General features: G+C 65.2%; 10 protein-coding genes, 1 tRNA gene and 2 pseudogenes. 12 read left to right on the top strand and 1 reads right to left on the bottom strand.

Annotated elements, in window-relative coordinates; all coding sequences use genetic code 11:
• The 3 genes from F7D09_RS09240 (at position 1) to mfd (ending at position 4,742) form a co-directional block, all read left to right on the top strand.
• Entirely contained in the window at positions 1–435 is a 435-nt protein-coding gene (locus F7D09_RS09240; RefSeq protein WP_152235190.1) for a PIN domain-containing protein, read from the top strand.
• A 94-nt stretch (positions 436–529) separates the two neighbouring features.
• The gene (pth, locus tag F7D09_RS09235) at positions 530–1,129 is read left to right on the top strand and encodes an aminoacyl-tRNA hydrolase (RefSeq protein ID WP_152235189.1); all 600 of its coding nucleotides are present in this window, start codon (positions 530–532) and stop codon (positions 1,127–1,129) included.
• The gene (gene mfd, locus F7D09_RS09230) at positions 1,119–4,742 is read left to right on the top strand and encodes a transcription-repair coupling factor (RefSeq protein ID WP_226836194.1); all 3,624 of its coding nucleotides are present in this window, start codon (positions 1,119–1,121) and stop codon (positions 4,740–4,742) included. Before pth ends, mfd begins: the two co-directional genes overlap by 11 nt.
• A 95-nt stretch (positions 4,743–4,837) precedes the next feature.
• Here the strand turns inward: mfd and F7D09_RS09225 are convergent, their stop codons facing one another.
• Positions 4,838–5,515 (bottom strand): hypothetical protein, encoded by a 678-nt coding sequence (locus F7D09_RS09225; protein ID WP_152235187.1) that lies wholly within the window; start codon positions 5,513–5,515, stop codon positions 4,838–4,840.
• 137 nt (positions 5,516–5,652) lie between these two features.
• Here F7D09_RS09225 and F7D09_RS09220 point away from each other — a divergent pair, with 137 nt between their 5' ends.
• The 9 genes and pseudogenes from F7D09_RS09220 to F7D09_RS11735 form a co-directional block, all read left to right on the top strand.
• Positions 5,653–6,342 (top strand): response regulator transcription factor, encoded by a 690-nt coding sequence (locus tag F7D09_RS09220; protein WP_193312426.1) that lies wholly within the window; start codon positions 5,653–5,655, stop codon positions 6,340–6,342.
• Positions 6,327–7,607 (top strand): sensor histidine kinase, encoded by a 1,281-nt coding sequence (locus tag F7D09_RS09215; RefSeq protein WP_152235184.1) that lies wholly within the window; start codon positions 6,327–6,329, stop codon positions 7,605–7,607. Before F7D09_RS09220 ends, F7D09_RS09215 begins: the two co-directional genes overlap by 16 nt.
• A gap of 66 nt (positions 7,608–7,673) precedes the next feature.
• Complete coding sequence (eno, locus tag F7D09_RS09210; protein WP_152235183.1) at positions 7,674–8,972, top strand: phosphopyruvate hydratase; 1,299 nt, start codon at positions 7,674–7,676, stop codon at positions 8,970–8,972.
• A 123-nt stretch (positions 8,973–9,095) separates the two neighbouring features.
• Positions 9,096–9,695, top strand: coding sequence for an FtsB family cell division protein (locus F7D09_RS09205; protein ID WP_193312425.1), 600 nt, complete (start codon positions 9,096–9,098; stop codon positions 9,693–9,695).
• Positions 9,696–9,803: 108 nt separating this feature from the next.
• Positions 9,804–10,361 (top strand): DUF501 domain-containing protein, encoded by a 558-nt coding sequence (locus F7D09_RS11510; protein WP_152235206.1) that lies wholly within the window; start codon positions 9,804–9,806, stop codon positions 10,359–10,361.
• Between the two features lie 18 nt (positions 10,362–10,379).
• Complete coding sequence (locus F7D09_RS11505) at positions 10,380–11,384, top strand: Ppx/GppA phosphatase family protein (protein WP_226836192.1); 1,005 nt, start codon at positions 10,380–10,382, stop codon at positions 11,382–11,384.
• An 83-nt stretch (positions 11,385–11,467) separates the two neighbouring features.
• Positions 11,468–11,546 (top strand) — tRNA-Leu (locus F7D09_RS09190).
• Between the two features lie 38 nt (positions 11,547–11,584).
• A pseudogene (locus F7D09_RS11740) lies at positions 11,585–12,079 on the top strand (serine dehydratase beta chain); the annotation flags it as partial.
• 135 nt (positions 12,080–12,214) lie between these two features.
• A pseudogene (locus tag F7D09_RS11735) lies at positions 12,215–13,147 on the top strand (L-serine ammonia-lyase); the annotation flags it as partial.
• Positions 13,148–13,277 lie beyond the last annotated feature (130 nt).

The following is a 13,277-nucleotide window of genomic DNA, read 5'->3' as shown; positions in this document are numbered from 1 at the left end:
ATGAAACTGCTGTTCGACACCAACATCCTGTTGGATGTGTGCGACGACAAGCGGGTGCCGTTCCATGAACATGGCATCATGCTGCTCGAGCGGACGGTTCTGCATCCTGATATTGAGATCATGGCGTCGGTCGCGTCGTTGAACGATGTCTATTACGTGCTCCGCAGGCGTTTCGCGGATGAGCGGGCATCGCGTGAGGTCATCGGGAAGCTGATGGGGATACTGGAGATTCGTCCGCTTCTGGAACGGCACGTCCGCACGGCATATGCATCCGACGAACCTGATTTCGAGGATGGGCTTATCCGTGCGGTGGCGGAGGACAGTGGCGTGGACATCATCGTCACGCGCGACGCCAAGGCGTTCCAGCATTGCGCGATTCCGTCGATGGACGCGGCGCAGTGCCTTGCGGCATTGCGCAAAGACGCTCGTCCCTGATGGCGGGTAGTTGCAGCGTTCGGAGCGGCGGCAGGTCTTGACGGTGGCGGCGGATACAATCTGTTCGGTCGAAAACGAGTAAGGAGCAACACGAATGGCATCGGATTTCTGGCTGATTGCGGGACTGGGCAACCCGGGCAAAAAGTACGAGGGCACCAGGCACAACATGGGGTTCATGGTGGCCGACGTGCTCGCCGAACGCTGGTCGGTCGCGTTCAGCGACCATAAGGGTCTCGCGCTGCTCGGCAAAGGGGCGATGAACCTGCAGGGGCGGAACGTGAAGTTCTTCCTCGCCAAGCCGCTGACCTACATGAACGACTCGGGCAACGCGGTCGCCTCCATCTGCTCGTACTATCAGATCGAACCCGACCATGTGGTCGTCGTCCATGACGACATGGACCTCGAATTCGGGCGCATCAAGGTCAAGGCGGGCGGCTCCGCCGGCGGCCACAACGGCATCAAGTCCATCGACCGCTCCCTCGGCACGCCCAAGTACGCGCGCGTGCGCATGGGTGTCGGCCACGCGAAGCGAGGCCCCAACGCGCATGACAACACCGTCAACTGGGTGCTCGGCGGATTCGGCCCCGACCAGCGCAAGCAGCTGCCCGACTTCCTCGCCGACGGCGCGGACGCCGCCGAAACCATCATCTTCGACGGCCTCGCCGCCACGCAGGAGAAGTTCAATGGCCGCTGAGCCGAACAGCTCCCGCGCCGCAGGGAACGGCCGCCGCGCCGTCGCCGCATCATCGGCTGCGGCCGACCGGGCTCACCAGTCGCTGATCGACGGCTCGCTCGCCGGCGTGCTCGCACGCCTCGATGACGACCCCGCGTTCCGTGACCTGACGGTCGGCCAGATCGACGCGGCCGAAGGCAAGGACGTCGACCCGACCATCACCGTCGGCGCGCCCGAAGGCATCCGGCCCGCGCTGGCCGCCGCAGTAGCAGCCAACGGGCGTCCGGTCGTCCTCGTCGTCGCCTCCGGCAGAGACGCCGAGGACACGGTCAACGCGTTGCGATCCTGGTATGACGGCGACCCGAACGACATCGCCCAGCTCGAAGCATGGGAGACGCTGCCGCACGAACGGCTCAGCCCACGCGCCGACACGGTCGCCAGCCGCATGGCGGTCTTCCGCCGGCTCACCCATCCCGACCCCGCGAACCCCATGTTCGGACCGGTCCGTATCCTCGTCATGCCGGTGCGCTCGCTCATCCAGCCGGTCGTCAAAGGACTCGGCGACGTCGAACCGCTCGTGTTCCGCCAAGGCGAGGAGCTGCCGCTCGACGAAGCGTCACGCAGGCTCGTCGAAAACGCGTACAGCCGCGTGGACCTGGTCATGGACCGCGGCGAATTCGCCGTGCGCGGCGGCATCATCGACGTGTTCCCGCCCACCGCGCCGCACCCCGTGCGCATCGAGTTCTTCGGCGACGAGATCGACACGATCCGAGAGTTCCACGCTTCCGATCAGCGTACCTACGGCGACGGTCTGACATCCATCTGGGCGACGCCATGCCGCGAACTGCAGCTCACCGACGACGTGCGTGCACGGGCGAAGCGGCTCATCGGGCAGATCCCCAACGCCGACGACATGCTCGAATCCATCGCCAACGCCGTGCCCGTCGAAGGCATGGAATCGCTCATGCCGGCGCTCATCGACGACATGGAGCCGGTCACCGGCATGCTCGACCGGCATGCGGTCATCATGCTCTCCGACCCCGAGAAGCTGCGCCGCGCCGCCGACGACCTCGCCAAGACGGCGAACGAGTTCCTCGCCGCCAGCTGGCATGTCGCCGCATCCAGCCCCGGGGCCGGCGCGCCCATCAGCTTTGACCAGGCCAGCTTCCTCGACTACGAGGAGACCGTCAGCGCGCTCGCATACTCCGAACACGACGTGTGGAAGCTCACCAGCTTCGGCGTCGACGCAAGCCTGCCCGGCCACGTGCAGCTCGCCGCGAAGAACCCCGGCGAATACCGTGGCGACGAGGCGAAGGCGGCCAACGGCATCGAAGGGCTCATCCGCGCAGGCTACGAGGTGACCGTCACCGCCGCCGCGCAAGGCACGCTCGCAAGGCTCAAACGCGCCATCAACGAGACCGGCATCACCGCGTTCGACGTCATCCGCTCACAGGCGGCGGACGGCTTCATCGACACGGCAGCCAAGACCGCGCTGCTCACCGAACGCGACCTGACCGGACGCTCCAGCGCGGCAGGCGTCGCGAAAACGCCGAAACGCCGCCGCAAGGCCATCGACCTCATGGAGCTCAAGGCCGGCGACTACGTGGTCCACGAGCAGCACGGCATCGGCCGGTTCCTCGAAATGCGTCAGCGGACCATCGGCACGGGCGCGAACAAGACGACCCGCGAATACCTCGTCATCGAATACGCGCCCAGCAAACGAGGCGCCCCGGCCGACAAACTGTTCATCCCCACCGACCAGCTCGATCAGGTCAGCAAATACATCGGCGCCGAGGTGCCGAAGCTCAACAAGCTCGGCGGCTCAGACTGGGCGGCCACCAAGGCGAAGGCGCGCAAGCATGTGCACGAGATCGCCGAGGACCTGGTCAAACTGTACTCGGCCCGCCAGCGCGCCAAAGGATTCGCGTTCAGCCCCGACACCCCATGGCAGAAGGAGCTTGAGGACGCGTTCCCATACCAGGAGACCGCCGACCAGCTCACCACCATCGACGAGGTGAAGGCCGACATGGAGAAGCCGGTGCCCATGGACCGGCTCATCTGCGGCGACGTCGGCTTCGGCAAGACCGAGATCGCCGTGCGAGCCGCGTTCAAGGCCATCCAGGACGGCAAGCAGGTGGCCGTGCTCGTGCCCACCACGCTGCTCGTCCAGCAGCATTACGAGACGTTCACCGAACGCTACGAGGGATTCCCCGTCACCGTGGCCGCCATGAGCCGCTTCCAGACCACGAAGGAGATCAACCAGACCATCGAGGGGTTGGAATCCGGCGGCGTGGACGTGGTCATCGGCACGCACAAGCTGCTCAACCCGAAGATCAAGTTCAAGGATCTGGGCCTCGTCATCATCGACGAGGAGCAGCGGTTCGGCGTCGAACACAAGGAGACCCTGAAGGCGTTGCGCACCAACGTGGACGTGCTGTCGCTGTCCGCGACGCCCATCCCGCGCACGCTGGAGATGGCCGTCACCGGCATTCGCGAGATGTCCACGCTCGCCACCCCGCCCGAGGACCGACTGCCGGTGCTCACGTACGTCGGCGCGTACGAGGACGCGCAGGTGACCGCCGCCGTACGCCGCGAACTGCTGCGCGGCGGTCAGGTGTTCTACGTGCACAACCGCGTGCAGGACATCGCCAAGACCGCCGCGAAGATCCACGACCTCGTACCTGAGGCGCGCATCGGCATCGCGCACGGCAAGATGGGGGAGAAGCAGCTCGACCAGATCATCCGCGACTTCTGGCACCGCGACATCGACGTGCTCGTGTGCACGACGATCATCGAAACCGGCCTTGACATCTCCAACGCGAACACGCTGATCGTCGACCACGCCGACAAGTTCGGCCTCTCGCAGCTCCATCAGCTGCGCGGGCGCGTCGGCCGCGGCAGGGAGCGCGCGTACGCGTACTTCCTGTACGATCCGAGCAAGCCGATGACCCAGCAGTCGCACGACCGTCTCGCCACCATCGCGCAGAACACGGCGCTCGGCTCCGGCTTCGACGTGGCCATGAAGGACCTCGAGCTGCGCGGCACCGGCAACCTGCTGGGCGACGAGCAGTCCGGCCACATCGAAGGCGTCGGCTTCGACCTGTACGTGCGCATGGTCTCCGAAGCGGTCGAACAGTACAAGGAGCCGGAGCGCAACGAACCGGTGGCCGTCACCATCGACCTGCCGATCGAGGCGTCCATCCCCGTCGACTACATCAGCTCCGACAAGCTGCGTCTCGAAGCGTACCGCAAGCTCGCCGCCGCACGCAGCGAGGACGACCTGCAAGACCTCGCCGAAGAGCTCACCGACCGTTACGGCAAGCTGCCGGAGGAGTTCGAAACGCTGTTCGGCGTGGCGCGCCTGCGCATGAAGGCCCGAGAACTGGGCATATCGGAGATCGTCGCGCAGGGCAAGAACGTGCGCGTCGGCAGGATCGACCCTCCCGAATCCATGCAGATGCGCATCAGCCGCATCTACCGTGGCGCCCAATACCGGCCGCTCACTCACACGTTCCTCATCCCCGCCCCGTTCGCCGGCTCGCTCGGCAGCGGTCCCATGAGCGGCGAGATGGTCATGGACTGGACCAGCGACCTGCTGCACGACTTCGCCTGGAAACCGGGCAAGCGAGGATGAACAAAACAGTCAGGTGGTGAGAGCCGTTCCTCTCATGCTGATTCGGATGCAGGCACGCATCCGGATCAGCATGAGAGGAACGGCAGGTTTGGCGTCTAGCGGCTTTCCGATGGAATAGGATCCGGCATCGTGTACCACATCTGCGTGGTATACCAAGGGAACAGCTTGTCGTATCGTTCAACCAGAAGAAAATTGCGCCCTTGGTCGGCGGCATCGTCGTGGGCGATGAACCTAACTTGGGTTCCTTGCGCGGACAAGGTGACACGTTCCAGCGTGTAGTCGGCACGCAGCGTTCCGTCATCAAGCTGTTCCACGGCGCAGACGTAGACGATGACGCGGTCGCCTCGGTTCACGCAGTCGAGAACCCAGACGCCCCTGATGCCGTCGTCGTAGCCCATCACCGCGACGCTGTGCCTGCGGAACACCGCCGATCGCGTCGCCTTGAGAATCTCCACCGGCTGACGGGAGCAAGCCCCGTCCGCCTCCCACATTGGCGAGACATCCATGTACCGGTCATAGTCATGACTGATAGTGGTCGTCTCATATCCCAATCCGCGTGCACGCTCCACTGTCATTCCCGATTCCGAAGTGACGGACCGTGCGGCGAACGCGGGGGACTTCCAATGCAGGTATCGATCGAGATCCAGAACAAGCATGGCCGCGAGGCACATGACGAACACCATGACGAGTCCGGTCACGCGCACCGCGACGGCACGCCGCGGCGATGATGACGACGGATGCGTCGCCGAACGTCCTTCAGATCTGCGTCTCATCGTCGCCACCTCCTTCAGTGCTGTATCATGCCGTTCGCCAAACAGTATGGGCTGCCGGGCCGATAGCTCCAAGCCGGCATAAAGGATTCCTTTACATGCTCATGGTAAACAGGCCGTCACCGTTTACGATGGAGGCCATGAGCAATCCAAGCCCGACTCAGGCATGTGGCGGTGTCGTCGCCATAGGCCTGGTCGACAACGACCCGTATGCGCTGGCATACCTTCGCGCCGCCGTCGAACGGCTCGATGCGCGGTTCCGCATGGTCTTCGCCGTCCAATCCGGCGCCGCGGCCATCCAACGATGCCTCTACGCGCCCCATCCGCCGCATGTGCTCGTCACCGACATGTCCCTCACCGACATGGGCGGCATCGACGTATGCGCAAGGATACGCCAAAGCGGATCACGCATCGGCATCGTCGGCATCACCGCGCTCGACCCCGCACCCTTCCGCGAACGGTTCGCAGACGCCGGCGCCCAGGCCATCGTCGCCAAGGAGCACATTCCCACGAGGCTGAGGCCCGCCATACTGCGCGCCGCACAAGGCCTTGCGACCGTCGGTGAAGCGGACGGCGACGCCAGCCGCTTTACCGACGTCACGGCATCCCTCGAACGCATGGCCGCACACGCCGACAAGGTCACGGCGGCACGCCTGAGCGACAAGGAACTCGACATCATCCGCATGTACGCGCGGCACATGACCACAGCCGACATCGCCGAAGCCCTGCATATCAGCAGCTCCACGGTCCACGTGCACGTGCACCGCGCCATGACCAAACTCCACGCGACCTCACGACAGGAGGCGATCCGCCTATGCGGCATCCGATGACCGGCCCACGCCGATTCCACCCCATCCTCGGCACAATCGCCGCAATCCTCGCCACACTCAACGCGGCCGACACGATCACGCTCCTCAACCGCGGCTGGTTCGTCTTCGCCTCCACGCAGGACGCCGCGTCAATCACGCTCGGCCTCGCCATGACCGCGATCATCGCCGCAACCACCCTGGCCGTCGCATGGTTCCCGCGGCAGGCCGCACTCGCGACATGCGCACTATGGTTCACGCTCGCCTGCATGCCCACGCTGATCTTCTCCATGTCATGGACGCTCGCCCTCGACATGCTCTTCGCCATGGTCGTGGTGATGCGCGGCAGTCTCCTGACCGGACAGCTGATCATGGACGCATGCCTGCTCGCACCCATGATCAGCGGCACCATCGGGGGCTTGCTCCACCTGGACTACGCCGACCTCACACTGTTCGCCGTCATCCTTGGATGCCTCAACATCGTCATGTCCATCATCGAAGCCGCCGCAGCCAAACGCCGCCGCGAACGCCAACGACTCGAAAACGAACAGCGGCAGCGTCAGGAGGAGATCGTCCACCAGCTGCACGACGACGTCGCCAACCGACTCAGCTACACGCTGCTGCGCATGGAACACGACGACGACACGACGGTATCCGGCCTCGCCGACGAACACAGTCGCGCCGAACTCGACGAGCTCGCAGACGAAGTACGTAAGGCGCTCGCCAGCACGCGGCAGGCGGTGAACATTCTGTCCGGCAGGTCTGCCGCGGACGAGCGGACGTCACGGCGCGACCGGATGTCGGATTTCGACGGCGGCGGTTCTGTCGGTGCCGTCAGTGACATTGCGGACGAGATCGCGCCGAAGGCTGCGCTGGACAGGCTGAGCGGCGTCGTCTCGGATGAGAGGCGCCGTCTTGAGCGGCTTGGCATCACCGGACTGGCCGTCCTCCCGACATCGTTCGCGGCAGGCGTCGGCAGGCGCACGCTCGAGACGACCGAGGCGCTGTTGCGCGAATGTTTTGCGAACATCGCCAAACACGCCGAGCCCGAAGGCGGCTATGTGCTCGCCGTGGCGGTGCGGCCGGCAGGCATGGTCGTGTCGCTGTCCGATACGCCGGCGCAGGCGGGCGATGCCGCCCATACGCATGACGGACGGTCGACCGGCAAGGGGCTGGACCACTACCGACGTCTGCTCGAGGACGGCGGAGGAAGCCTGACCATCGCCGACGAGGACGGGCAATGGACCATGACCGCGATCATTCCTCAGACACTTTCAGATAATCCCTAGCAGTCGTCCATAAAACGCATTATCCTTGAATGCGTCAGCACAACAATAACGTTTAAAGGAGTAGTTGTGGCAGCAATTGAAAGCGTCTACGCACGCCAGATCCTTGATTCCCGTGGCAACCCGACCGTTGAGGTCATCCTTGACACCGAGGATGGCGCCGAGGGCCGTGGCCTTGTTCCGTCCGGCGCCTCCACCGGCGAGGCCGAGGCCTGGGAGCGTCGCGACGGCGACAAGTCCGTCTACGGCGGCAAGGGCGTCCTCAACGCGGTCAAGGCCGTCAACGAGGTCATCGCCCCGAAGGTCATCGGCATGGATTCCGCTGACCAGCGCGCGCTCGACGATCTGATGATCGAGCTCGACGGCACTCCGAACAAGGGCAAGCTGGGCGCCAACGCCATCCTCGGCGTCTCCCTGGCCGCCCTGTACGCCGCCGCCGAATCTGCCGAGCTGCCGCTGTACCGCTACATCGGCGGCACCAACGGCCACATCCTGCCGGTTCCGAACATGAACATCATGAACGGCGGCGCCCACGCCGACTTCGCGACCGACATCCAGGAGTACATGATCTCCCCGTACGGCTTCGACACCTACTCCGAGGCCCTGCGCGCCGGCGTCGAGGTCTACCACACCCTCAAGAGCGTTCTGAAGAAGGAAGGCCTGAACACCGGCCTCGGCGACGAGGGCGGCTTCGCTCCGAAGATGAAGTCCAACGAGGACTCCCTCAAGTACATCATGGACGCCATCTCCGCCGCCGGCTACGAGCCCGGCAAGCAGATCGGCATCTGCCTTGACGTCGCCTCCTCCGAGTTCTACAACAAGGAGACCGGCAAGTACCACTTCGACGGTGAGGACCGCGAGTCCGCCTACATGCTCGACTACTACGAGAACCTCATCAACGAGTACCCGATCGTCTCCATCGAGGATCCGTTCAACGAGGAAGGCTGGGAGGACTGGGCTGAGATCACCCGTCGTCTCGGCGACCGCCTGCAGTTCGTCGGCGACGACCTGCTCGTGACCAACCCGGCCCGCCTGCGTAAGGCCATCGACATGGGCGCCGCGAACTCCCTGCTGGTCAAGCTCAACCAGATCGGCTCCGTCACCGAGACGCTCGATGCCATCGAGCTGGCTACCGAGAACGGCTACACCTCCATGGTCTCCCACCGTTCCGGCGAGACCCCGGACACCACCATCTCCGACCTCGCGGTTGCCAAGAACACCCGCCAGATCAAGACCGGTGCCCCGGCCCGTGGTGAGCGTATCGCGAAGTACAACCGCCTGCTCGAGATCGAGGAGGAGCTCGGCTCCACCGCTCAGTACGCCGGCTACAGCGCGTTCAAGGCCTGCAAGAAGTACATCGCCAAGTGAGATGATGATCGGCCGGAGCGCCCGCCACGGTGAGCGCATACGGCTGACATGATTCATGCGAGCGATACCCGGCGCATTCCACTAGCTTGAGCTAGTCGAATGCGCCGGGTATTTTTATTGCCTATGAGCACATCGACCCGAACCAAGAACAACCGCAGCGCAAAGCGCGGACACCGCAACACCGGGCCGATTGTATTCTTCGTATCGGTGATCATCCTCATAGTCGGCGCCATGCAGCTCGTCGCCACGTTCCACACGTACGCCCTCAACCTTGCCCAGCTTAACGACCTCAAAAAGCAGGAGGCGGAGCTCGTGCAGCAGAAACAGGACCTCGAGAACGACATCGAACGCTGGAACGACGACAGCTACGTCGCCGCGCAGGCACGCAAACGTCTGGGATTCGTATTCCCGGGGGAGAAGGCGGTGCGTGTGCTGCACCCCGAAGCGGTCACCGGGCAGCAGGACGACTCCGCATCCGGCACGTCAGACACCAGCGACAAGGTGCTGCCATGGTACAGCGAGCTCGCCTACGCGTTCAGGAAAGCGGACGAGCGTCCGGCGACGTCATCGAACAACACGTCGTCGAACGGTACGACGTCGTCCGGCAAGACGTCGTCCGGCAAGACGTCGTCCGGCAAGACGTCCAGCGACCAAGCCGATACATCAACGTCCACCGGCGACGCCGGGACCACGAAACAACAGACGACCACAAAGGAGCAGTGACGGGTGTCAGACGAAGCGAAGACGAACCTCGAGACCGACGGCAGCACCACTGGCATCGCGCTTGACGAAGCCTCGACCAGGCAGGCCGAAGACCTGGCCGCATGGTGCATGGACCACCAGGCGGACGAACGCGACATCGCACTCGTGCAGCGTCAGCTCGGCCGCTATCCGCGTGGCATGGTCGCCGTGGGCGCGCGCTGCGTGTGCGGCAGGCCGCTCGCCGTGGTGACCCGTCCCATGCTGCCCGGCGGCATCCCGTTCCCCACCACCTGCTACCTGACCAGCCCCGAAGCGGTGAAAGCCGTCTCGCACGTCGAGGCGGACGGCAGGATGCGCGACTACAACGAACTGCTGCACGATGACGCCGCAGTGGCCGAAGCATACCGCAGGGCGCACGGCATGTACCTCGCGTTCCGGCACGAGCTCGCCCGCCTGCTTGGCGACGACGAAAGCCACATCGCCGGCATCAGCGCCGGCGGCATGCCGGAGCGCGTCAAATGCCTGCACGCGCTTCTCGCGCAGACGCTGATCATGGGACCCGGCGTCAACCCGATCGGCGATATGGTCATGCAGGCAGTGACCGCGGAATTCGATCCGCAGGTCTGCCGTTGCTCCATACTGGAGCCTGAGGATGCTGACGGCGCACACGCCGGCGGACAACGATAACACAAGGGGAGGGGCCTCATGGTGGATTCCGTCACCGTCGCAGGCATCGACTGCGGCACGAACTCGATACGACTCAAGATCTCTCGCGTGGACGCGGACGGCATGCATGACATCGTGCCGCGCATCCTTCGCGTGGTGCGGCTCGGACAGGACGTCGACAAGACGCACCGGTTCGCCGACGACGCGCTCGACCGGGCGTACGCGGCGGCGGCCGAATTCGCCGGCGTGCTCTCGCGGCATCACGTGGACGGGCTGCGGTTCGTCGCCACGTCGGCGACGCGCGACGCGCAGAACCGCGACACGTTCGAGGACGGCATCGAAAGCATCCTCGGCGTGCGTCCCGAGGTCATCCCCGGCACCGAGGAGGCCGACCTGAGCTTCCTGGGGGCCACCAGCGTCGTCAGCCGCGGCGAGCTCCAACCGCCGTATCTGGTCGTGGACCTGGGCGGCGGCTCGACCGAACTCGTGCTCGGCGGCGACGGCGTGACCGCGCCGGCAACCCAAGTGCAGGCGGCGTTCTCGATGAACATCGGATCCGTGCGCATGACCGAACGTCATCTGCGTCACGACCCGCCCACCGAAGAGGAGATCGCCGAGGCGATCGCCGACGTGGACGAGCACATCGACGAGGCGTTCCGCACGGTCCCGGCAGGCAAGGCGCGCACTATCATCGGCGTGTCCGGCACGGTGACCACGATGAGCGCGCTCGTGCTCGGCCTCAAGGAATACGACCATCGCCGCGTCGACGGGGCGCGCTTCGCCATGAAGGACGCTTACGAGATCGACGACCGATTCCTGCGCATGACGCGCGACGAGCGCCGGCAGTACAAGACCATCCATCCGGGGCGAATCGATGTGGTCGGCGGCGGCGCGATCGTGTGGAGCCGCGTGCTCGCCAAGGTCTCCCAGGCGGCGGCCGAGGACCATGGCGGCGTGCTCGACTCGTATGTGGCCAGCGAGCATGGCCTGCTCGACGGCATCGTGCTCGACTATGGCCGCAGGCTGCTCGCGGCACGGCGGTAGGATACGGCGACGCACGGTTGGCGCGCTGCCGCCGCCCGTCGTACAATATAACGGCTGACCGCCGGCCCAGCCGGACGGTCCAGGCCCCCGTGGCGAAATGGTAGACGCAGTTGACTTAAAATCAATCGCTTCGGCGTGCGGGTTCGAGTCCCGCCGGGGGCACCTTTTCGGGGTGTTACGGACAATCGAGGAGAGAATCGATGTTCAGCGTACTTGACATGTTCACCATCGGCGTCGGACCGAGCTCGTCGCACACCGTGGGCCCCATGTGCGCGGCCCACGCGTTCGCGGAATCGCTCAGCGAATCCGGTGCGCTCGATCGTACGGCGAGGATCAGGGTCGTGTTCTACGGCTCCCTGTCGCTCACCGGTCTCGGCCACGGCACGGACCGTGCGACGCTCGCCGGTCTTGAAGGCAGCCTGCCGGCCGACGTCGACACGGAATACCTGCTGACCGTGCGTGAACGGGCGTCCCGTGACCACGTACTGCACATCGCCGGCGGCCATGACGTGCGCTATGACGATGACCGCGACATCGTGTTCGAACGGTGGAAGCGTCTGGCTCCGCACCCCAACGGCATGCGGTTCCAGGCGTTCGATGCGCACGGCAGCGTCGTGGACGAGCAGGTGTGGTACTCGATCGGCGGAGGGTTCATCCGCCGTGGGGCCATCGACGATCCGCTGATCCCGAACCATGTCCATGTGTCCGACGCTGCCGACGCCGCCTACGACCGCGGCGGCGACAGACGATCCGGTACGGCGGCAGCCTCCAATACCGCAGACCGCCGCAGGGACCCCGCGCGTGACGCATCGCCGGCGTCGGGCTCCCATGCCGACGCTCCGGCTGATTCATCGTATTTCGGCAGCGATACGCCGTATCCGTTCGGCACATGCGACGAGCTGATCGCGCTCTGCCGTGCCAACGGCATGAGCATAGCGCAGCTGGTGATGGCGAACGAGACCGCGCATCGCAGCCAGCAGGAGGTGCATGAGCGTCTTGCCGCCGTATGGCAGGTCATGCGGCATTGCATCGACGCCGGGTGCAACAGCCCGCGGCCGATCCTGCCGGGCGGCCTTGACGTGCCACGGCGCGCCCCGGTCATGTATCGCAGGCTCACCGCGAACAGCGACGTGCTCAAGCGCACGCACCGCGTCGCCTCGGCGCTGGAGTCGTCCGATTCGGCGTGGGTGGCGTTGTTCGCGATGGCCGTCAGCGAGGAGAACGCCGGCGGCGGCCGCGTCGTCACCGCGCCGACGAACGGCTCGGCGGGCATCATTCCCGCGGTGCTCGAGTACTACTGGCATTTCGTCGACTCCGCCGATGAATCCGGCGTCGAGACGTTCCTGCTGACCGCCGGCGCGATCGGCTACCTGTTCAAACGCAACGCGTCGATCTCCGGAGCCGAGGTGGGCTGCCAGGGCGAGGTGGGCGTCGCCTGCTCGATGGCCGCCGCAGGCCTCGCCGCGGTGATGGGCGGCACTCCCGAGCAGGTCGAAAACGCCGCGGAGATTGGCATCGAGCATAATCTTGGACTCACCTGCGACCCGGTCGGCGGACTCGTGCAGATTCCCTGCATCGAACGCAACGCGATGGCGGCGAACACGGCCATCAACGCGGTGCGCATGGCGATGCTCGGCGACGGCTCGCACATCGTCAGCCTCGACCAGGCCATCGCTACGATGAAGCAGACGGGCGAGGACATGATGTCCAAGTACAAGGAGACCTCGAAGGGTGGCCTCGCCGTCAACGTCGTGGAGTGCTGAACGCCACCGTGTTTATTTATCTGATGGGTTGAGTGGCGACGCTGACGCTCGCACCATGCGTGGTGTTGTTTGAAAACCTACGCGTGGGAGGGGACTTCAGCGTGTGGCGCGTCGTGCGGCGCGTTTGCGG

Source organism: Bifidobacterium leontopitheci, from assembly GCF_009193355.1.
Classification (GTDB): domain Bacteria; phylum Actinomycetota; class Actinomycetes; order Actinomycetales; family Bifidobacteriaceae; genus Bifidobacterium; species Bifidobacterium leontopitheci.
This window is presented reverse-complemented; position numbering and strand designations above follow the sequence as displayed.